The organism is Adlercreutzia equolifaciens (assembly GCF_029076695.1).
Lineage (GTDB): Bacteria > Actinomycetota > Coriobacteriia > Coriobacteriales > Eggerthellaceae > Adlercreutzia > Adlercreutzia equolifaciens_A.
Window position 1 is genome coordinate 666,490 of sequence record NZ_JARFIK010000001.1, and the last position, 20,207, is coordinate 686,696.

Sequence of the window (20,207 nt, forward strand, 5' to 3'; positions counted from 1 at the left end):
CCCATGACACGATACGCAATTCTCACCGACCTCAATCGCTGCGTGGAGTGCCTTGCATGCTCGGCGGCTTGCAAGACGCGCAACGAGGTAAACATCGGACAGTTTCGCCTCAAGGTGCTTCGCGTGGGCCCCACGCTGGTGAGCAACCGCCAGGCGAAGGGCGGCATGGGCTGCGAGACCTACTTCCTGCCCATGCAGTGCCAGCATTGCGAGAACGCCGACTGCGTGGCAGTGTGCCCTACGGGCGCGTCCATGAAGATGGACGATGGCACCGTGCAAATCGACGCAGATCAGTGCATCGGCTGCCAGTCCTGCGTGAACGCGTGCCCCTACGGCGTGCGCTTCATGAACGACGACAAGGGCGTGGCGGAGAAGTGCAACCTTTGCGCCGAGCGAACGGCGGCGGGACTCTTGCCCTCCTGCGTCCAGCAGTGCGGCGGTCGCGCCCGCTGGTTCGGCGACCTGGACGGCGACCTTGGCGATTTCGAGGGACCTGCCGATGCGAAGACCTTCTCCTACGAGGAGGGAAGCACTTACCAGGAGGTTCGCGATGCGCGCATCAAGCTGCGCGATTACGTGCAGCCCTGGGACGAGAGCGATGTGCACGCCCTTCCCGACGCGGGCGCCGGCCCTTCGCATCGCTACCTCTTGCGCGGGCGCGAGTGGCAGAGCGATATCGACTACCAGATGCCCAGCGACGACTGGGATAGGTACAAGCTGACCGTGTAGGCTCGAGGGCTCCGCTGCCGGTACGGCACGGGCGGCGGAGCCCCGCATATTTGCCCTGACGAGGAAGGACAGGTGGGATCTGTGGCGAAGCGCAATTACTTCGGCGTGCTCGACGAGCTCGACAGCATGGCGCTTTCGGTGCACCAGAACCGGTGCATTCAGGTGCGCAACGGCAACGTGTCGTGCCTTCGCTGCGCGACGGTCTGCACCTCGGGCTGTCTTTCGATCGTCGATGGCGAGCTTGTTGTCGACCAGCAACGCTGCGTGGGGTGCGGCACGTGTGCCTCCGTTTGCCCCACGGCCGCTATCGGGGTTCGCGTTCCCTCCGATGCGCAGCTGCTGGACCACTGCGTGCGCGCAAGTCGCCAGGGCGTCCTGCGCATTGTGTGCCATAGCGCTCTCGAGGCAGATGGCGAAGAGGGGACGTGCGAAGGGGTTCCCGTTGTCTGTCTCGGGCGCCTTAACGAGTCCTTGCTGGTTTCGTTAGCCGCAGAGGGCATCGGGGAGGTTGAGCTGGTGTGCGGCACATGTGAGCAGTGCAGCTACCGTCCGGGCCGGGTGGCGGCCGAGACGGCATGCACTTCTGCGCAGAATCTTCTTAAGGCTTGGGATCGCGCCTTCGCCTGGTCATTCGTAACCCGAGAATCCTCTCGCAGGCTGCCGCTCTTTCCTCCCACTCCCTCCTCAGCGGCAGTCTGCGAGAGGGGTGTCTTCGTTACGAAGCCAACGCCACGGCGAGCCCACGTCACGGGAGACGGCACCCTCCCTCATTTTCTGCCCGAACGTCATGAGAGCATCATCGATGCCCTCGCCGATCTGGGAGAGCCTGTAGCCGAGCGGGTTGAAAGTCGGCTCTGGGGCACCGCGTCCATTGACCGAAGTCGGTGTCGGGGCTGCCGCTTGTGTTCGGTGTTCTGCCCGACGGGCGCTTTGTGGCGCATCACCGAAGCCGATGGGACCGTGGGCCTTGTGCACTATCCCGCCGATTGCGTTCAGTGCCGCTGTTGCGAGCAGGTATGCCGCCAGGGGGCGATCAAGGTTGTCGGCGAGGTGGCCACCGATGATCTGCTGAGCGGGCGGGGCAACGTATTGGAGGTGGCAATTCCGCTGCGCGATCCGCAGGATCCCGACTTGATGCGTCGAGCGGTGCAGGAAAGCTGTCGGGCCGTCGTAAGTGAGAAACGCTGAGTTGAGAAGACTTCAACGAGGAGGAGAGTGTCATGAGCGGACAAAACGAGTCTGTGTGGGAAGACGATCGTTCCTGGGAATTCGAAGACTACGATCCCTTCGCGTCCGATGAGGAGGATATCGCGGAGCCGGAGCAGTATGGGGACGGTGAGGCGGTCGATCCAGAGTACAGCCCCGAGGCAGCGAGCAATCTCGATACCCCTACGACTGCGGAAGACGAGTGTGTCGATGACCGCCCGGCCGCGGAGCGTATCGCCGATCTGATGTCGTCTATGGGTTTGCGCGCGGCCACGCTGCGCCGCGTCATCGCCCTGTGCGAGCAGCCGCGGCGAGCCGGTGACGTCAACGACCACATCGATCTTCTCCAGGAGCATACGTACTCGGTGTTCTCGCCGGCAAACCTTTGCGCACTCCTTGAACGCTCGGGCGCGTTGCAGCGTGTCAACGAGGACGGGAGTCCTTATAAAGAGGATGCGGCAGCTCCCCGTGCCATCGTCGACGAGGACGGTCTGGAGTACCTTGAGGTGACCCAGGCTCCTCCGGTTTATTGGGTCGCAACTCCTGCGGGACTGCAGGCTGTGGCCAATTACGAGCCAAGTGCCGAGATCTGGGCCCTGCTGCATGATGACAGCACGTATCTGCCCATTTACGAACGCGTGCTCCGTTTGTGCGCCCAGCAAGACGGGGCCACCATCGCTGCTATTTCCCAAGCGGTGGACAGCGATCCTCTGGTGCAGAATCCGCGCTATCTCGGTTTGTACTTCGTTGAAAGACTCGAACGCGTCGGTGCCCTCGAATGGGCCAGTCCCTGGCGCATCACCCCGGCGGGCTCCTGCGTTCTCGATGAGTTGTCCGCTGCTGTCGTATCCGTGCAACGCTAAGGAGGGTGCCCTATGTCGCACACTATGGATATCTTGACCGCGCAGGAGCGAGGAGAGCTTGCTGCCCTCTGCCGTTCGCGGGCTCTGACCTATCGGATGCTCGCGCGGCTCTTCCAAAAGGAACTGGATGAGTCCTATCTGGATGTGCTCAGCGCGATGCGCTACCCCGTATCCACGGGCAATCCCAAGGTGGATGCGGGATACCGGGCCATTGCCACCTATCTCAGCGGCCGGTGGGAGAACACGGTCGAAGAACTTGCCATCGATTACGCGCGCACGTTCCTTGGATCGGGCATTGACGCCTATTCGGCGGCTTATCCCAATGAGAGCGTTTACACGTCGGAGCGTCGCCTGCTTATGCAGGAGGCGCGTGACGAGGTGCGCGCCATCTACCGCAGCGAAGGGCTCGAGAAGCTTTCCGACTTTGCCGAGTGCGACGATCATCTTGGCGTGGAGCTCGAATTCATGGGCGAGATGGCGGCTCGAACGGCAGCGTCTTTCGAGGCGGCCGACGACGTCGAGGGAGTGCGCCTCCTGGCGGTGCAGCGCCATTTTCTTGAGGATCATCTGAGCAATTGGGTCCCGATGATGTTGGAGGATGCCCGGAAATTTGCCCGCACGGGGCTTTACCAGGGGCTGGCGCAGCTTACCGAGGGATATTTGGCCAACGAGGCGGAGCTGCTGGGTGAATTGATCGAGGAGGATTGAGCTTTTCCCGCGGTGACGGAGGAGTGCAGAGAAGGGAGCCGGGATGGATTGGTTGGAGGATAGGAACCTGGAAGTAACCGTGGTGCGCGGATGCGCGGGCACGGGCAAGACGGCATTTTTGGTGCAGCGGGCCGCCCAGTTGCTTGCCGACGGCGCCCGCCCCGAGGACGTGCTCATGGTTGCCGCGTCACCCGATGCGGCCGTCAGCTTGCGCCGGCGCTTGGAAGTCGGTGGGGCTGCTGCTATAGCGGTGACCACGACGCGCGAGATCGCCCTTGAGGTGCTGCGAACTGATGAGAGCGGCGAGGCGCGACAGAAGCCGCGCGTTATGCTTCCCTTCGAGCGGCTTTTCCTTATGGAGGACCTCAAGGTGACAGGGTTGCGGCCCCGGCGCCTGAAGGAGATGCTCAAGTTCATCTTGGCTGGATGGGCAAACCTGAAGGGCGGCGACCCTATGTGGCTGATCAACGACGAAGAGCGCAACTTCGAGGCGTTTCTGCTTCAGTGCCTGGCAAGCTACGGCTGCTATCTGGAAGAGGAGCTAGCGGCGTCTGCCCTGGTAGCGCTTGCCAAGGGGAAGGGGACGGTCGCCGAGCCGAGGCCAGCTCATATTCTGGTGGACGACTACTCGTCCCTCTCTCGGGCATCCCAGGTTCTTGCCGAGGCGCTGGCTGGTGTATCCCTTACCGCGACGGGTGATGATGGCCTGCGCGCGGCGGTGTTCGAGCCCTATCCTTTCCCCGACGGCTTGGAAGCGCTGGCGGAGCGATATCCTCGGGCCGACTGTGTCAACTTGGGCGCCAGTCGCTGTTGTGAAGCGGTCATCGCCTCTCTGGGCGCCATCGAGGAGGCCCCATCGTATCCGACGGTGAAAACGGGCTTGGCCGAGGGGGAGCGGCGCAGCGGTCTTTTCCTGCAGCGTTGCCAGACTCCCGAAGCAGAGGGCGATGAGGTGGTGAGGCTGGTCAAGGAGCGTGTGGAGCATGGAACCCGTTTGCGCGATCTGTGCGTGGCGGCTCCTTCGAAGAAGAGAAGGCTCTCTCTTGCGCGCGCTCTTTCGCAAGCGGGTGTGCCGGTTTCGGTCCGTATTGATGGCAGTCGACTCGGGGGCGATGTGCGGGTGCTCGATCGATGCCTCGCGGCCCGCGCGTTCGCGCTCATTCAGCTGTGCGCTTGTGCTACCGACCCTCTGGCGCTGCGCACCTGGTGCGGGTTCGGCGACCATCTGACGCGAAGCGCTCTCTTCGACGAGTTACGGGCGGCCACGCACGAGCACGGCTCTTCCTTGGCAAACCTGCTGAGCGAAGAGACTGCGCTGATGTCCCGTTCAGCTGCCGCCGCTTTGAGCGAGGCTCGAGAGCGTTTGCAGGTGGCGGCATCGTTCAAGCACCGTGCGGAGAATCTGAGAGGCCAATCGCTTCTTGAGGCGGCGGCAGACGCTGTCGTGGCCGAGGCTGGCATTTCCGAAAGTGATCGCTCTTCCGCCGTCTCTTTCGTGGAGGAGGCCCTCAAGGCAGAGTGTGGTCCAGTGGGGCCTCTTGACGATGCCTGCCTGCTCACGGCGCGCGCCTACCGTCATGCGGCGCTGCCGCAGTACGAGGACGATGGGGGAGTGCGCGTGTGTCCTTATGAGCAGGCCTGGGCCTTGGATGCCTCCTTTGTGATGGCGGCCTCCTGCGTTGACGGATTGATACCGCCCAAGGACTATTTCGACAGAACGGCGGTGACGGCCGACCAGCAGGCCACTCTGAACCGCCATGGTCTGGAGCGCATGCAGGCCCTGCTCAGCGCGATGCGCGGCGAAGGAGTGGTAACCGCCTTCGAAGCGGTCCCTCTTGACGACGGGCTGGCGGCCGAGGTGCGCATCGAGCGCATCTACTTGGAAGATGGCCGGCGCATGGGCCGAGCCGTGCCGAGCCGATATCTTCGCTTCCTGGCCCTTGACGGCGCGATACGGGAAGACCCATCGTGAGCGGCGGGGCACGGCCACGGGTGTGGCATGCGCAGTGGGACGAGCTGACGGAGACCCTGGCCTTGGCTCCGAGGCAGCCAGGTGAGCACCTTGCCATCGTCGTTCCGACGAACGACGAGGCGCGCCTGATGCGCCGCATCGTGGCCGAACATTCGACTGACGCCCTCGAAGGCGCGCCGGAAGTGCTCACGCCCTGGGAAATGCTTCGGCAGCTGGTGGCGAGGGCCGGGGTCGGGCAGCCTGCGGGGGCATCGCGCTCGCGCGTTCTGCTCGAGGTGGAACGGCGCCTGCTTCTGCGCGACGTGCGCATGAGAGGAGTGACCGAGGCCGATGCGCGCTTACTGGCCACGGAGCTTGCGGCCCCCGAGAAGGCGCGGCGGTGTGCCGGTACGAGCGAGGAGCTTGCGTCGGCGTACGGCGCATTGCTCCGCAGTGCGAGAGCCCGCCACGGCTTGCTTCCTGCCGATATTCCTGGGGCTGCAGGGGGATCCTCCGGGTATTACCCCCTTGTCATTATGGTGGAACCCCACCGTTTTGACGCAACGGCGCGGCGTTTGCTCGAGCAGCTGTTTCCCACTTCGGATGGTCGCCTGAGCCGAGGGGCCGATGAGGAAAGGACGGCGCAGGCCAACTGCTCGGTGGTCCGCTGGACCACGCCCGATCAGGAGGCGGAGGGATTGGCCTGTTGGCTGCAATGGCTGCTTCGCAACGAGGGCGACTTGCGGCCGGCCGATATTTTTGTGGCCGTTCCCGATGTCCAGCGTGCGCGCGTCATGGAGCGGGCGCTCTTTCGGCGCCGACTCGATGCCGATGTCCGGTTTTCGGCCGGTCCGTTACGGGGCGACCCACGGCGGGGGGCCGATGCCGATCGGCTGCATGCGCTTTCCCGTCTGCTGTTGCTGGTCAACCCACGGGATGTGGCCGCCTGGCGCAGTTGGTGCGCCTGGCACCGCAGCGATTGCGGTGCCGCGTCGTGGGTCGCGCTAGAAGACGGGGCCTGTGAAGCTGGGCTCGACTTGGCGGATGTTTTGTCCGGCGGTGACACGGGGCTCAACATGCCGGGAGCGCTTACTCCGTTGCTTTCGTCCGTGGCCGAGGAGCGGGCTTTCCTTGACGCCATTCGCCGGCGAAAAGGCTTTGCCCTCATCGACGCGGTTTCTCAGTCGCTCGATAGGGGCGCGGTTGCTTCGATGCTCAGCGATGCATCGGGCGTTGAAGATGCGAAGGCGCTTGCGGCGATAGCGGTATCCTGGGCGGAGGATCGACCTTTCCATCCGGCGGCGGCGAAGATGCGCCTTGGGCCTCTGTCGGCGGCCTTATCGTTACATCCGCGCGTTTTGGTGGTTGCGGGGTGCAATGCCGGCCGTGAGCAGGAGGAGGCGTCCTTGTCGCCTGTCGACGCGGCGTCCTTTCCTCGCGTTTTGCTCAGCCTGGCGGCCCGTATGGATGCGGCCGAGGCAGAGGCGGCAGGCATGAAAGTGCGGCGCCTGAGGGCCGGGCGGGAGGGTTCAGAGGCTCTGCTGAGCCCCGCGCGATGGCTTGATGCGATTCGTGAGGGAGCGGCCCCGATGGTGGCTGGCGAAGAGTTTCTGGCCGGCGTTGGCTTGCGCCTTCCGATGGCCCGGGGGTCCGCGGACAAAGGCTCTTCGAGATAGTTTCTCGAGGGGGAGGCGCTTCGTTGCCCGCGCGGGCAACCGGCGGGAATAAAAGAGCAAAGGAGCTGAGGATCGTGGAGTTTCTTATTTCGTTTGTCGTAGTGGTTGTGGCGAGTTTCGCACTTCGAAACCCCTTGCGAAAGGCTCCTGCGGCCTTCTATGGGCTGGCCATAGCAACGGTGGTGCTCTATTTCGCTGCACCAGGGCTTGCGCTGCCGCACGATGCCTCCATAGTGCTGCTGTTCGCGATGCAGCGCTGCTTCGTGCCCGTTGCTCTTTTCGTGCTCGTCATGTATATCGGCGTGCTGCCCTACGGCAGCTCTCTGCGTCGCTGGTTGCAGCCGGTGCGCGGACCGCTCTCGGTTGTGGCGTGTATTCTGGTTTTCGGCCACATGGCCCACTATTTCGCCGGCTATTTGCCGCGTATGTTTGGTCTGGGGTCGGTAGCTTCGAATGTGGTCGTTTCCTTCGTGGTGGCATCCCTTCTGTTCGTACTGCTCTTAGTGCTGGGGGTAACTTCTCTCGAGATAGTGAAGAGACGCATGAAGGCATCGCTGTGGAAGCGGATTCAGCGTTTGGCCTATCTGTTCTACGCGCTTACTTACTTGCATCTTATGGCTATGCTTCTGCCTTCTGCTTTGGCTGGCGGAACCCAGGCTCTCGTTTCTATGGGAATTTACACCGTGGTGTTCGGTTGCTATGCCATTGCGCGTGTCGTCATCGCCCTCAAGGGCCTTGGCACAACCTTGGAGACAGCGGCCAGCGAGATAGCTGCTCGCAAGGCTGAAGAGGAGATGCCTCCCCTGGGCGACGAGGAGGCCGTCCTGGTCTAAAATGCTCGCACCGTCGTGATAACATGACGGGAACCGTATTATGAGCAGAAGCATACAGGAGCCGATACCGGTGGATAAAGCGAAAATCGAAGAGGGCGTGCGCCTGATTCTGGAAGGGGTGGGTGAAGACCCCACCCGTGAGGGCCTGCTGGAAACGCCGGCGCGCGTGGCCCGCATGTACGAGGAAGTGCTGGGCGGTTTGGAAGAGGATCCCTCGCGGCACTTCGACGTCACCTTCGACGAGGGGCACAGCGAGATTGTCCTGGTGGGCGATATCCCCTTCTACAGCATGTGCGAGCATCATCTGGCGCCGTTTTTCGGCAAGGCCCATGTGGCCTATATTCCCGGCGAGGACGGTCGCATTTGCGGCATTTCGAAGCTGGCCCGTTTGGTGGACGGCTTTGCGAAGCGCCCCCAGGTGCAGGAGCGCCTGACCGGGCAAATTGCCGACACCCTGGCCGAGGCGCTGCATCCCGCCGGCGTCATTGTGGTGCTGGAGGCCGAGCATATGTGCATGTCCATGCGCGGCGTGAAGAAGCCGGGTTCGAAAACCACGACGCGCGCCGTGCGCGGCTGCTTCGAGACCGACCCCGACGCCCGCGCCGAAGCGCTGGCCCTTATTTTCCGCGGGTAGCTCTTTGGCGCACCGCGCCTTATCCGCCGTCCGAGGCGCTGGCTCCCGGCCGCGCCGCAACCCTCCTAAGAAAGAAGGAACTCCTATGAAGTGCGTTATCTCTGTTCTGGGCAAAGACCGTTCCGGTGTAGTGGCCACCATCGCCACGGTGCTGGCCGAGTGCGGTGCCAACATCGACGACATCTCCCAGACCATTCTGGGCGAGGGCCGTATGTTCTCCATGACCATGATGGTCACGCTCGATCCGGCCGTGGCCGACTTCAACACGGTGCAGGAACGTCTGACGGCGGCCGGCGAAGAGCTGGGCATGCAGGTCATCATCCAGCGTGAAGACGTCTTCCAGATGATGTACAAGATTTAGGAATACTGAACACACTAAAAGCTCCTTAGAGCAACGCTTAGCCTGACGGAGGGTCCGTGCCAATGAACATGGCACGGACTTTTTTGTAGGCGAAGAGCGGGCTGCCGCGAAAGAGTGGTGCTGTGCGAAGGCGGCTTCTATGAGAAGGTGGGTAAGGCCGCCAGCAGCCACGCCGACAATAGCGTACGGATTGGCGAGGACGGCGTCAAAGCAATTCCCCATGGTATACTTTGAAAAAATCCGTCTCGAAAGGTGGCGTGCATGCCTGAGATTTCTCGGTTCTACGGCATCGTGATCAAGATGTTTTTTAAGCCGAAGGAGCATGAGCCGAGCCATATTCATGCCCTGTACGGCGAATACGTGGGCGAGTTCAACATCCAGACTTTCGAGATGATGGAGGGCGATCTGCCGCCTAAGGCGCAAGCGCTTGTGCGTGAGTGGCTCGCAATCTATTCGAAGCAGCTACAAGCAATGTGGGACGCCCAAGTTATCGAGAAGCTTCCTCCTCTGGAGTAAAGATGATACGTCGAATTAAGAACATACAGCCTCTTTCGAACCTGCAGTTGAGGGTGTGCTTTGACGACGGTCGCGTTGTTCTCTACGATGTTGCAGAGGATGTGCGGGATATCCCGTCTTATGCGCCCCTTAAAGAGCTTACAGGGCTGTTCGAGCAGGTAAAGATCGATCAGAGCCGAACTTGCGTCTACTGGAATGACGAGATAGATCTGCCCAGCGATGCCATTTACGAGTATGGCTGCGAATTGTCGCCAGCAGCCGCTTAGGATCTTCGAGGTCTCAGCTATGACGCGAATTTACACCTGCAACGTGCCTATCGAGGCCGATGTGGTCGATGCCTTCTGCGCGCTGCAGAAGGGGTTTACCGACCAGTTCGTCTATTACGACAAGCAGCATCCCACGCGCTATCTGGGGCTGGGCCGCTGCATTGCGCTGCCCTCCCTGCGCGAGGTGGAGTGCGTGGGCAGCGGAATCGGCGGCGCGGGGAGTCCGGCAGCCGCCGGCGCAGGTGCAGAAGAGGCAGTGGGCTCGGCGCGCGCCGCAGCCACGGCGGCCGAGAGCCAGCCGCCGGTGTTCTTCTCGTTCAACCGTTTCGACGCCACGAATCCCGCTCCCTGCGACGATCTCATGGCGTCCTTTCCCCAGCTGCGCTTCATGCTGCCGGAGATTGTGCTCATCGAGAACGAGCGCGGGAGCTTTCTGCAGGTGAACTCCTTGGGTCCGGTGTACCCCGGTCGCGTGGCGCGATTCGAGCGCCTGGTGGCGGCAGCCCCGGCGCGTACGGCGGTGACCATTCCCTATACCCTTGAGCCCGACTCCCGCGAGGCGTGGCAGCAGGCCATGGGCGAGGCCTTGGCGGCCATCGAGGAGGGGCGCGTGTCGAAAGTGGTGCTCTCGCGCCGCAAGCGCGTGGTGGCCGAGCATCCCTTCTCTTCGAAGGACCTGCTGGTGAACCTCATTGACGGCGATGCGCGGGGCACCGTGCTTCTGTACCGCTATGCCGACGTGTTCTTCTGCGGCTGCACGCCGGAGCTGCTGGTGCGCAAGCGCGGCGACGAAGTGGCGTCCATGTGCCTGGCCGGCACCTGCCCGGTGGGCGCTACCGAAGATCAGACCGAGGCGTTGGCAGCCGCCCTGATGACCGACGAGAAAAACCGCGCCGAGCACGACTACGTGGTGCAGCTTATTCGCAACGTGCTCGACCGGGTGTGCTATGACGTGGATGTGCCGACGATGCCCCAGATCATGCGACTGGCCCACGTACAGCATCTGTTTACCCCGGCCCGCGCTCGGGCGCTCCAGGGCGTCACGCTGGCCGATCTCATGGAGGACCTGCATCCCACGCCGGCCGTGGCCGGCACGCCCGTCGGCGAGGCCAAGATGCTCCTGCGCGTCATCGAGCCCTACAACCGCGGCTTCTATGCGGGGGCCTGCGGTTTTGTGGACGGCAACGGCGATGGCGAATTCTCGGTGGCCTTGCGCACCGGGGTGTTCGACGGCGAAGTGGGCTGGGTCTACGGCGGCTGCGGCATTGTGGGCGAAAGCGACGCCCAGGCCGAGTACGACGAGATCGACCTCAAGCTGCGCACTATTCTTTCCGCTTTCGGGGCCTAGGCGCTTTGCCGGGTCGTTTTCCGGCGGCCGCATGCAGCGGCTGGGCGGATGGCGCTGCGGCGACGCCAAGAAGCGCCCAGAGGGGCGCCTCCTCGGCGGTTTCTGTGTCGGGCGCGGTGGCCGCCAGCGTCATCAGACGGTTCGCGGTATGATAGATGGCAGACTTTTTGAAAGGACGCCTGATGATCACGACTTCCCATCAGCAGGACACGGCGCTGTTCGTGGCCGCCTTCTTCGATGAACTGACCCGCTGGGGCGTGCGCGAGGTGGTGGTGAGCCCCGGCTCCCGCTCCACGGCTCTGGCCATGACCGCCTTCGAGCTGTCCCAACGACGCCCCAATGACCTGTGCTTATATGTGGATGTGGACGAGCGCGGAGCCTCCTTCCTGGCCCTGGGGCTGGCCAAGGCTTCGGGGCGTCCCGTGGCGCTGGTGTGCACCTCGGGCACGGCGCTGGCCAACTACTACCCGGCCGTTATCGAGGCGGAAACCTCCCGCGTGCCACTCATTGTTTTGTCCGGTGATCGCCCGCCCCAGTTGCAGGGGCTCGGTGCGCCGCAAACCACCGATCAGTTGAAGGCCTACGGCGACCATGTGCGCGCCTTCCGTGCCATGCCCACGCCCCGCGGCCGCGATCGCGATATCGCCTTCGCGCGCCAGGCGGCTCGCGAGGCCTGTCTGGCTGCCTTGGGTCCCACGGCTACGCTCGAGAAAGCGTCCTGCCCTGCGGGGGGCGCCGACATGCCCGTGAACTACAACCCGGAGGCCCAGGTGGCCTCCCGCGCCTGCCAGCATTTGGCGGGTCCCGTGCACTTGAACTTCCCCTTCGACGCGCCGCTCAAGCCCGATTTTCCCGGCGCGGACAATCAGGCGGCCCTGCGCGGCGGCATCGACTGCTTCGGCCTGGGGCGTCGCGTGCCCACCGAGGGGCGCCACGGTGCGCCTCTGTCCATCGCCCCGCTAATGGCGGCTTCGGGCGAGCTGCTCGCTTCCAGTGTCACCGCGTTGGAGGAGCTGCTGTGGAAACGCCCCGCCGTGCTGCTGGCCGGAGAGGGCTCCTGCGAAACCATGGCCGAGGCCGAGGAGATTGTCACCTGGGCGCGCCGCTGGTCCATTCCCGTGCTGGCTGACCCGCTGTCCGGCCTGCGCAGCATCGACGACCCCCTGGTCATCGACAACTACGACAATCTGTGCGGCCGTCCCGACTGTCCCGTGCCCGAGGTGGTCATTCGCTTCGGCCGCTATCCCATCTCCAAGCGCGCTACCACGCTGCTTGAGCGCGCCCGTCCGCTGTCCATTGCGGTGGACGTGGCCGAGACCCGCGATTTCAACGCCACTACCGATGTGTTCGTGGGCACCACGCCCCTGGGCTTTGTGCGCAGCGGCTGGCATGGCGAGGGGCGCAAGGCCCAGAAAGCGTTCGCTGAGCGCTGGATGACCCTGAACGACGAGGCCCGTCTACGCATTCTGGCTGTGGAGTGGGACGGCGTCACCTCGCTGGACGCCGAGGCCGTGGAGGGTGCCTACGTGCGCTCGCTGTTGGAGCTCATGCCCGACGAGTCCTGCCTGTTCTCGGCGAACTCCATGAGTATTCGAGCTCTGGACACCTTCTACTTGAAGGATGGAAAAACCCGCGCTGTGCTGGCCAACCGCGGCCAGAACGGCATCGACGGCGTAGTGTCCACGGCCGTGGGCGCGGCCCAGCACTTCGGGCAGACCACCTTTTTGACCGGCGATTTTACCTTGCTGCACGACCTGAACGGCCTCGCGCTCCAGCGCGAGATGATGCTGGCTCACCCCGAGGGGGAGGCGCCGTCCTTGGTCATCGTACTGCTGAACAACAACGGGGGCGCCATCTTCGACATGCTGCCCCAGGCCTCCGAGGACCCGTACTTCGAGCGTCTCTTCCTGGCTCCCCAGGACGTGCGCTTCACCGAGGCGGCTGCGGCTTTCGGTATTCCTTCGGCCACGGTGCACACCGTGGGGGCCTTCCGCAGCGCCTACCAGAACTTCCTGGGCACTCCGGGCATCAGCTTGGTGGAGGTGCAGCTGCCCCTGCGCGGCGTGCGTGACCGCTACGCTCCCTATCAGGGGTAACTCGTGACCGCTTTCGTCCTGCTCCACGGCTTCGCCCAAACGCCCGCCTCGTGGGACGAGGTGGCGGCGGCGCTGCAGGCCGCCGGACACCGCACCTTCGTGCCTGACTTGTTCGCCTGGTTGGGGGAGGAGGGTCGTGACGCGGCCTCCCCGGTGTGCGCGGGCCACGAAGGCGCCGCGCCTCTGGCCGCAGCTTGCGACCGCGTTGCCCAGGTGGTGCGCCAGGTGGCCGGGGTGGAGGGCGCTCCCGTCGTGGTGGGCTATTCCATGGGAGGCCGCCTGGCGGCAGAAGCTCTGGTGAGGCACCCCGATCTGCCCCTGGCGGCCCTGGTGCTGGAAAGCGCCGGCTTGGGCCCGGCGGACGAAGATGTCCGTGCGGCCATGGCGCAGCGCAACGAGGGATGGGCCGCCCGTCTGCGCGCCGAGGGCGTGGAGGCGTTCATGGATTGGTGGGAGAGGCTGCCGCTGTTCGCCAGCCAGCAGGCACTTCCCGCGCCCGTCCGCGCGGCGGTGCGCGCTCAACGCACAGCCCATGAGGTCGAGGTGCTGGCGCAAAGTTTCGAAGCCTGGGGTGCCCAGCACCAGGCGCTTGAGGGGGAGACCCTGGCTGCTTTGCGTGGACTGCGGGAGCGAGGCGTTTCCGTGCGTTACCTGGCCGGTTCCCTCGACGCCAAGTACGCCGCCGTTGCCGAGCGCGTCCGCGCTGCGGGGCTGCCTGCTACGGTGGTGCCCGAAGCGGGCCACAACATTCACTTGGAACGCCCGCAAGCCTTTGCCGCCGCTTTGCTCGATTAGCTTCCGAATTATGACTTGCGTGCTTCCTTTATTGTGCTAAAGTGTCGGCCATGGTTAACGTACTGGGACATAGCACGCATTGCGACGAGGCAGCCTGCGCTGTCATGAGCGCCCGTTGGGCCGAGCAGTGCTGTGGCGGTGCGGCGGAGCGTGCCCTGATGAGCGCGCACAAGGCTGCCCAGTGTATCGCCGAGGCCGCTCGTGCCGTGGCTAGCCAGCACCTGGCTCAGCAGTCCCAGCGCGCCACCACCCTACAATTTGTCTTTCGATACCAATAGCACACGGGTTTTTGCCCGTGGCTATTTTTTTGTAGCCTCAGGCAAAAGGTCGTGTGCGCTTCGGTATTGAGCTGGAAACAGCGGCGCGTTCCCCGGGGAAGGGGCGCGCGAAGAAGGCGGCTCCGTCGAAAGCAGCGACGGATGCTGCGTCGACCGGCGGAAGAGCCGTCGGCAAGGAAGCGTTAAGAGAGGAAAGAAAGCATCATGATCGTGAAAATTCTGCTCGTCATTGCCTTCGTGGCCGTGGCGGTGGCGGTGGGCATCTACTGCCGACGCCATGCGAGCACGGTTGACGGCTTCATTCTGGGCGGTCGTAACGTCGGTCCGTGGATGAGCGCCTTCGCCTATGGCACCAGCTACTTCTCTGCCGTGGTGTTCGTGGGCTACGCCGGCCAGTTCGGCTTCAAGTACGGCATCTCGGCCACCTGGGCCGGCATTGGCAACGCCATCCTCGGCAGCTTGCTGGCGTGGTGGGTGCTGGGTCCCCGCACGCGCGAGATCACCCATCGTCTGAAGGCCTCCACCATGCCCGAGTTCTTCGGCTCGCGCTACAACTCCAAGGCGTTGCGCGTGGCTGCGGCGGCTCTCATCTTTGTGTTCCTGCTGCCCTACACCGCCAGCGTGTACAACGGCTTGTCGCGCCTGTTCGGTATGGCATTCGCGCTGCCCTATGACTGGTGCGTTATTGGCATGGCGGTGGTCACCTGCATATACGTGGTGCTCGGCGGCTACATGGCCACGGTTATGAACGATTTCCTCCAAGGCATCGTCATGCTCTTGGGCATTTCCGCCGTCATCGTGGTGGTGCTGCTGAACAACGGCGGCTTCTCCGAGGCCATTATCTCGCTGTCGCAGATTCCCGCCGAGGGCAGTGCCATGCAGGGCCCCTTCGTCAGCTTCTTCGGGCCTGACTTGTTCAACTTGATCGGCGTGGTTATCCTCACGTCGCTGGGCACCTGGGGCCTGCCGCAGATGGTGCAGAAGTTCTACGCCATCAAGAGCGGTCCGGCCATTAAGCAGGGCGCCATCATCTCCACTATCTTTGCCTTTGTAGTGGCGGGCGGCTCCTACTTCCTGGGCGGCTTCGGGCGTCTGTACGAGGGCCAGATCGAGTATGCCGCCAACGGGACGCCGGTGTACGACTCCATTATTCCCACCATGCTGTCCACCTTGCCCGATATCCTGATCGGCCTGGTGGTGGTGCTGGTGCTTTCGGCCTCTATGTCCACGTTGAGCTCGCTGGTGCTCACGTCGTCCTCCACGCTGACCCTGGATCTTATCAAGGGCAACCTGGTGAAGAAGATGGACGAGAAGAAGCAGATTGTCTGGATGCGCGGCCTGGTGGTGGTATTCATTGCCGTGTCGGCCATCATCGCGCTCTTGCAGTACCACTCCAGCATTGTGTTCATTGCGCAGCTCATGGGCTACTCGTGGGGCGCCCTGGCCGGTTCGTTCCTGGGTCCCTTCCTGTGGGGTCTGTACTCGGGACGTATCTCGAAGGCCTCGGTGTGGTGCTCGTTTGTGTTCGGCACCGGTCTTACCTGCGTGAACTTGGGCATGACCCTGGCGGGCGTCACGCCGCTCATTGCCAGCCCCATCAACTGCGGAGCCCTGTGCATGATCGCCTCGTTGATTATCGTGCCGGTAGTGAGCCTGTTCACGCCGTCGGTGCCCTTCCAAATCAAGCCGCCTTCGGCTGAAGGCGCCACCGATCGCGAGTTCGAGCGCGAGGTGGAGCAGGAGATGCTCGAGAGCGCCAACGCGGGAGCCGCTGCCGACGTGTAGGCCGCGGTTTCCCGACGGCGGACGGTGCGCCTGGGTCTGCGGCTGAGCTGCCGCGCCCGACCGCGTCCCTCCTCTGCGGAACATAGCACGCAAACGCCGGGCCTGCGGGTCCGGCGTTTTTTATGAAGACGAAACCTCCAGGGGACATTAAAGAGAATCGGTGACGCCGTCTTTGCCCCGGCGTTCTTCGTTGCAGGGGAAATACTCCCGCGTTCGCGCCGTTAAACATGACCTGGCGGGGTATACTTATGCCCATCTGTAGCCTAGCGTTCGGCTTCGGGGAACGAAGTGCGGACGGAAGGAGAGACATGGAAGGGTTCGAGCTCATCAGCAGCGGAGTCTGGTCCATTGTGCCGCCCATTCTGGCACTGGTCCTGGCTCTCATTACGAAGGAGGTGTACTCCTCGCTGACCGTGGGCGTGTTCACGGGTATGATCATTTATCAGTTCACGCTCAACGGTGCCGGCGGCGAGCAGCTTATCGCCTCATTCACCATGGTTCCCCAGATGATGGCGGAACAAATTGCCGGGAACGGAGCATTGCTTTTGTTCCTTGCCCTACTAGGCGCGCTGACGGTGGTCATAGCCACGGCCGGCGGCTCCCGTGCCTATGCCGAGTGGGTCACCACCCACGTGAAGAACGCCCGCGCGGCGTCGCTGCTCACGGCGGTACTGGGCATCATCATCTTCGTGGACGACTACTTCAACTGCCTGACCGTGGGCGCCGTCATGCGTCCCGTCACGGACAAGTTCCGCGTCAGCCACGAGAAACTGGCCTGGATCATCGACTCCACGGCCGCGCCGGTGTGCATCATCGCCCCCGTATCCTCCTGGGCCGTGGCCGTGGGCGGCTACATGGGCGAGGATGGCTTCAACACGTTCGTGCAGTCCATCCCCTATAACTTCTACGCTCTGCTCACCATCTTCTTCGTGTTCTTCATGCTGGCCATCCAGAAGGACTTCGGTCCCATGGCCGCTGCCCAGGATGCAGCCGACGGCCGTATCCCGCCCGAGGGCTCGAAGCTGGAGGCAGTGTCGCTGGTGGGCATTGCCGACAAGGCGCAGGTTGATCTGGAGGGCGCGCCCAATATTCCCACCCAGGTTACCGAGGAGGGCGACATCGACGATGCCGCCGCCGGGGCCATCGAGGAGTACAAGGGGCTCAACATTTCCGAGCGCGGCACCATCTGGGATCTTATCGTGCCCATTCTGGTGCTCATCGTGTTCTCCATCCTGGGCATGATGTACATGGGCGGCTTCTTCAGCGGCGTGGACTTTGCCACGGCCGTAGGCGAGAACCCGGTCATGGGCCTGTGCATCGGCGCCTGCGTGGCCCTGTGCGTGGCCGGCGCCATGTACCTGCCGCGCAAGCTCATGAACTTGGGCGGTTTCGTGGAGGCCATGTCCGAGGGTGTGCGCTCCATGATCGGCGCCATCATGATTCTGGTGCTGGCCTGGTCGCTGGGCGGCTGCTGCCGCTACCTGCTGGGCACGGGAGAGTTCGTGTCCGGCTTCCTGAACGGCTTGGGCGTGGGCCTGGAGCTGCTACCGGCCATCATCTTCCTGGTGGCCGCGTTCATCGGCTTCGCCATGGGCACCAGCTGGGGCACCATCGCCCTCATCCTGCCCATCATCATCGGCGTGTTCGATGCCTCTGATCCGCTGTTCCTGGTGGCCGTCGGCTCGGCTCTGGCCGGTGCGGTGTACGGCGATCACATCTCGCCCATCTCCGATACCACCATCCTGTCCTCGGCCGGTGCCAAGTGCAACCACCTGCGCCATGTGGCCACGCAGATTCCTTACGCCACTCTGGTCATGGTCATCTGCTTCATCGGCTACATTGTGGCCGGCATTTTCAAGACGCCGTGGATCTCGCTCATCCTGGGCGTGGTGCTCATTGTCATTGCGGTGCTGGTTCTCACGAAAATGGAGGCCAATCGAGCGAAGAAGGCCTAGCCTTCCCGTTGGCAGCAAGACGCAAAAAGGCCCCGGAAACGGGGCCTTTTTTTGTGGGTGGTTATGGACGCGCGGTGCGCCTAGGCAGCCGAGGCCGCTTCGGCCAGCAGCCGCTGGCTTTCAGCGATCAGGCGTCCGGCCAGGTATTCCTTGCCCATCTTCTCGTCCTTCGAGCAGTCGAGCAACATGGCCAGCGTGATGCTGTCGAAGTAGGAATCGTAGCCGTCGAGCACCAGGTCGTAGGCCTTCTTGATGCCTTGGACCATGGTGGCGTTGGCGCGATCCTTGCGCCGAGCGCGCGTGGTATCCTTGGCGTCGTCGTCGAGGGCGTTGACTACTTGCAGAAGAGTAATCTCCGAAGGATCCTTAGCGAGGCGATAGCCGCCATGCTTGCCAGGGCGTGCCTCGATGATGCCGGCGTTGCGCAAAAGCTGCGCGAGCTGGATCAGGTAGTCACGGGGGATGGACATATCCTGGGCGATATCTTTCGACGAGCAGGTTTGCCCCTGCGCGGCCAGGTACAGAACGGCGCGCAGTCCATAATCTGTTGATGCTTTGAGTTGCACTGCAGCCTCCTTACGGTTCGACACCTTGCGGATCTGCCGCTGTTGCCACGTGGACCCAACGCCGGGCGCAGGGCCGGCGCGTGGTCATCCGCAGGTGTGCCGGAAGCGGTCTTTTTATGCTTCCGACACTTGCAGAATAGGCCGCGGCATTTTCAAATACAAGGCTTGTACCAAACGATGAGCGCGCCGATTCAGTTACGTTGCCGCGCCGTAAGAAAGCCTGACGATAATCCATATATGACCAGATAGGTCACGTCTTTATTGAGAATAAGGCGCTACACGACGCCGGTGCCGAGCCCCAGCGCCTGCATGACCAGAAGCGCTACGGTCAGCAGGGCCACCACCGAGACCGTGGCCCACAGAAGCACCTTGGCCACGCGCCCCGAGCGGTACTCGCCCATGACGCGCTTGTCCGCCGAGATAAGGGCCATGAGGGCCAGCAGGATGGGCAGAATGATGCCGTTGACGAACTGGGCCGTCAGCATCATGCCCAACAGGTTCACCTCGGGAATGAGCACCACCACCGCCGAGAACACAATGACGAAGGTGAAGATGCTCTTGAAGGTGGGGGCCTCTTTCCACTTCAGCGAGACGCCCGCCTCCCACCCGAAGGCCTCGCAGATAACGAAGGCAGTGGTCAGGGGCAGCACGCAGGCGGCCAGGAACGAGGCTGCAATGAGTCCCACGGCGAACAGCGCCTCGGCGTAGGGACCGGCGAAGGGGGCCAGGGCCGTGGCCGCGTCGGCCGCCGAATCGATGGTGATGCCGGCAGGGAAGAGCACCGCACCGGTGGTGACGATGATGAACCAGGCCACCAGGCACGCGGCGATGGTGCCCGAGATGGCGTCGGCCTTCTGGAACAACAGGTCCTTGGGCGTCAGGCCCTTCTCCACCACGTTGCTTTGGGAAAAGAACATCATCCAGGGCGCAATGGTAGTGCCGATCATGGCAATGACCAGGGAGATAAAGTTAGTGTCGCCCACGAAGGTGGGCACGACGGTGTCGTGGAGCGCCTCGCCCCAGTTCGGCTGGGCCAGGAAGGCGGCAATAACGTAGGTGATGAACACCAGCGACAGGGCCAGAAACACGTTCTGCACGCGCTTGTAGGAGCCGCCCACCACCAGAAGCCACACGGCCAAAGCGGCAATGGGCACCGAGAGGTACTTCGACACGCCGAACATCTCCATGCCCGAGGCAATGCCCGCGAACTCCGAGAAGGTGGTGGCCACGTTGCCGATGAGCAGGGCCAGCATGGCGAAGGCCGTCAGGCGGATGCCGAAGCGCTCGCGGATAAGGGCGGCGAAGCCCTTGCCTGTGACGGCGCCCATGCGTCCGGCCGTGGTCTCCACGACGGCCAGCAGGATGCACATGACGGGGATGACCCACAAGGTGGCGAACCCGAAGTTCGCGCCGGCCGTGGAGTAGGTGGAAATACCGCCGGCGTCGTTGCCCGCCATGGCGGTGATGATGCCCGGCCCCATGGCCGCCAGCACGAGCCACAGCTTCGAGGGCTTCTTCGCCGCTGCAGGGCCTACCTGGTCCTCCACGGGGAGGCCCGTGTCGGCAATTTCCAGGGCGGCCTCATGGCGCTGGTGCTGCTCGGCGCCCAGCTGCGGGCTTTTCTTCGCATTCATGGGCGCC

19 protein-coding genes are annotated in these 20,207 nt (G+C 63.5%); 17 read left to right on the forward strand and 2 right to left on the reverse strand.

What is annotated here, in order from left to right; translation table 11 throughout:
- Window positions 1-3 precede the first annotated feature (3 nt).
- The 17 genes from PZH32_RS02550 (at window position 4) to PZH32_RS02630 (ending at window position 18,000) form a co-directional block, all read left to right on the forward strand.
- Entirely contained in the window at window positions 4-729 is a 726-nt protein-coding gene (locus tag PZH32_RS02550) for a 4Fe-4S dicluster domain-containing protein (RefSeq protein WP_275206065.1), read from the forward strand.
- A gap of 72 nt (window positions 730-801) precedes the next feature.
- Window positions 802-1,917 carry a 4Fe-4S binding protein gene (locus PZH32_RS02555; protein ID WP_275206066.1) on the forward strand — a complete coding sequence of 372 codons (1,116 nt, stop codon included), beginning with the start codon at window positions 802-804 and terminating at the stop codon, window positions 1,915-1,917.
- Between the two features lie 32 nt (window positions 1,918-1,949).
- On the forward strand, window positions 1,950-2,798 hold the full coding sequence (locus PZH32_RS02560; RefSeq protein WP_275206067.1) for a hypothetical protein: 849 nt from the start codon (window positions 1,950-1,952) through the stop codon (window positions 2,796-2,798).
- A gap of 12 nt (window positions 2,799-2,810) precedes the next feature.
- On the forward strand, window positions 2,811-3,506 hold the full coding sequence (locus PZH32_RS02565) for a TorD/DmsD family molecular chaperone (protein WP_275206068.1): 696 nt from the start codon (window positions 2,811-2,813) through the stop codon (window positions 3,504-3,506).
- Window positions 3,507-3,549: 43 nt separating this feature from the next.
- Window positions 3,550-5,478 (forward strand): UvrD-helicase domain-containing protein, encoded by a 1,929-nt coding sequence (locus PZH32_RS02570; RefSeq protein WP_275206069.1) that lies wholly within the window; start codon window positions 3,550-3,552, stop codon window positions 5,476-5,478.
- Window positions 5,475-7,133: a hypothetical protein gene (locus PZH32_RS02575; RefSeq protein ID WP_275206070.1), complete on the forward strand. Its 1,659-nt coding sequence runs from the start codon at window positions 5,475-5,477 to the stop codon at window positions 7,131-7,133. The genes PZH32_RS02570 and PZH32_RS02575 overlap by 4 nt, the downstream gene beginning before the upstream one ends.
- Before the next feature lie 74 nt (window positions 7,134-7,207).
- Window positions 7,208-7,966 carry a ferric reductase-like transmembrane domain-containing protein gene (locus PZH32_RS02580; RefSeq protein ID WP_275206071.1) on the forward strand — a complete coding sequence of 253 codons (759 nt, stop codon included), beginning with the start codon at window positions 7,208-7,210 and terminating at the stop codon, window positions 7,964-7,966.
- A 70-nt stretch (window positions 7,967-8,036) separates the two neighbouring features.
- Complete coding sequence (gene folE / locus PZH32_RS02585) at window positions 8,037-8,600, forward strand: GTP cyclohydrolase I FolE (protein WP_275206072.1); 564 nt, start codon at window positions 8,037-8,039, stop codon at window positions 8,598-8,600.
- Window positions 8,601-8,685: 85 nt separating this feature from the next.
- Entirely contained in the window at window positions 8,686-8,961 is a 276-nt protein-coding gene (locus PZH32_RS02590) for an ACT domain-containing protein (protein WP_275206073.1), read from the forward strand.
- 261 nt (window positions 8,962-9,222) lie between these two features.
- Window positions 9,223-9,477, forward strand: coding sequence for a DUF4160 domain-containing protein (locus tag PZH32_RS02595; protein ID WP_275206074.1), 255 nt, complete (start codon window positions 9,223-9,225; stop codon window positions 9,475-9,477).
- A 2-nt stretch (window positions 9,478-9,479) separates the two neighbouring features.
- On the forward strand, window positions 9,480-9,743 hold the full coding sequence (locus PZH32_RS02600) for a DUF2442 domain-containing protein (protein WP_275206075.1): 264 nt from the start codon (window positions 9,480-9,482) through the stop codon (window positions 9,741-9,743).
- A 19-nt stretch (window positions 9,744-9,762) separates the two neighbouring features.
- On the forward strand, window positions 9,763-11,091 hold the full coding sequence (locus PZH32_RS02605) for an isochorismate synthase (RefSeq protein ID WP_275206076.1): 1,329 nt from the start codon (window positions 9,763-9,765) through the stop codon (window positions 11,089-11,091).
- Between the two features lie 182 nt (window positions 11,092-11,273).
- A complete protein-coding gene (gene menD / locus PZH32_RS02610; protein ID WP_275206077.1) occupies window positions 11,274-13,187 on the forward strand; it encodes a 2-succinyl-5-enolpyruvyl-6-hydroxy-3-cyclohexene-1-carboxylate synthase in 1,914 nt (637 codons plus the stop codon).
- A gap of 3 nt (window positions 13,188-13,190) precedes the next feature.
- Complete coding sequence (locus PZH32_RS02615) at window positions 13,191-13,982, forward strand: alpha/beta fold hydrolase (protein ID WP_275206078.1); 792 nt, start codon at window positions 13,191-13,193, stop codon at window positions 13,980-13,982.
- A 50-nt stretch (window positions 13,983-14,032) separates the two neighbouring features.
- A complete protein-coding gene (locus PZH32_RS02620) occupies window positions 14,033-14,260 on the forward strand; it encodes a hypothetical protein (protein WP_275206079.1) in 228 nt (75 codons plus the stop codon).
- A gap of 204 nt (window positions 14,261-14,464) precedes the next feature.
- A complete protein-coding gene (locus tag PZH32_RS02625; RefSeq protein WP_275206080.1) occupies window positions 14,465-16,045 on the forward strand; it encodes a sodium:solute symporter family protein in 1,581 nt (526 codons plus the stop codon).
- A gap of 308 nt (window positions 16,046-16,353) precedes the next feature.
- The gene (locus PZH32_RS02630; protein WP_275206081.1) at window positions 16,354-18,000 is read left to right on the forward strand and encodes a Na+/H+ antiporter NhaC family protein; all 1,647 of its coding nucleotides are present in this window, start codon (window positions 16,354-16,356) and stop codon (window positions 17,998-18,000) included.
- Between the two features lie 80 nt (window positions 18,001-18,080).
- Here PZH32_RS02630 and PZH32_RS02635 read toward each other — a convergent pair whose 3' ends face one another.
- Together PZH32_RS02635 and PZH32_RS02640 are read right to left on the reverse strand one after the other, a co-directional pair.
- Window positions 18,081-18,566, reverse strand: coding sequence for an Rrf2 family transcriptional regulator (locus PZH32_RS02635; RefSeq protein WP_275206082.1), 486 nt, complete (start codon window positions 18,564-18,566; stop codon window positions 18,081-18,083).
- Window positions 18,567-18,841: 275 nt separating this feature from the next.
- Window positions 18,842-20,200, reverse strand: coding sequence for an NRAMP family divalent metal transporter (locus PZH32_RS02640; protein ID WP_275206083.1), 1,359 nt, complete (start codon window positions 20,198-20,200; stop codon window positions 18,842-18,844).
- Window positions 20,201-20,207: the final 7 nt, after the last annotated feature.

Bases quoted from the DNA above. Each gene is read 5' to 3' on its own strand.
- PZH32_RS02550 (WP_275206065.1), top strand. From the start codon at position 4: ATGACACGATACGCAATTCTCACCGACCTCAATCGCTGCGTGGAGTGC.
- PZH32_RS02560 (WP_275206067.1), top strand. From the start codon at position 1,950: ATGAGCGGACAAAACGAGTCTGTGTGGGAAGACGATCGTTCCTGGGAA.
- PZH32_RS02565 (WP_275206068.1), top strand. From the start codon at position 2,811: ATGTCGCACACTATGGATATCTTGACCGCGCAGGAGCGAGGAGAGCTT.
- PZH32_RS02570 (WP_275206069.1), top strand. From the start codon at position 3,550: ATGGATTGGTTGGAGGATAGGAACCTGGAAGTAACCGTGGTGCGCGGA.
- PZH32_RS02590 (WP_275206073.1), top strand. From the start codon at position 8,686: ATGAAGTGCGTTATCTCTGTTCTGGGCAAAGACCGTTCCGGTGTAGTG.
- PZH32_RS02595 (WP_275206074.1), top strand. From the start codon at position 9,223: ATGCCTGAGATTTCTCGGTTCTACGGCATCGTGATCAAGATGTTTTTT.
- PZH32_RS02600 (WP_275206075.1), top strand. From the start codon at position 9,480: ATGATACGTCGAATTAAGAACATACAGCCTCTTTCGAACCTGCAGTTG.
- PZH32_RS02605 (WP_275206076.1), top strand. From the start codon at position 9,763: ATGACGCGAATTTACACCTGCAACGTGCCTATCGAGGCCGATGTGGTC.
- menD (WP_275206077.1), top strand. From the start codon at position 11,274: ATGATCACGACTTCCCATCAGCAGGACACGGCGCTGTTCGTGGCCGCC.
- PZH32_RS02620 (WP_275206079.1), top strand. From the start codon at position 14,033: ATGGTTAACGTACTGGGACATAGCACGCATTGCGACGAGGCAGCCTGC.
- PZH32_RS02625 (WP_275206080.1), top strand. From the start codon at position 14,465: ATGATCGTGAAAATTCTGCTCGTCATTGCCTTCGTGGCCGTGGCGGTG.
- PZH32_RS02630 (WP_275206081.1), top strand. From the start codon at position 16,354: ATGGAAGGGTTCGAGCTCATCAGCAGCGGAGTCTGGTCCATTGTGCCG.
- PZH32_RS02640 (WP_275206083.1), bottom strand. From the start codon at position 20,200: ATGAATGCGAAGAAAAGCCCGCAGCTGGGCGCCGAGCAGCACCAGCGC.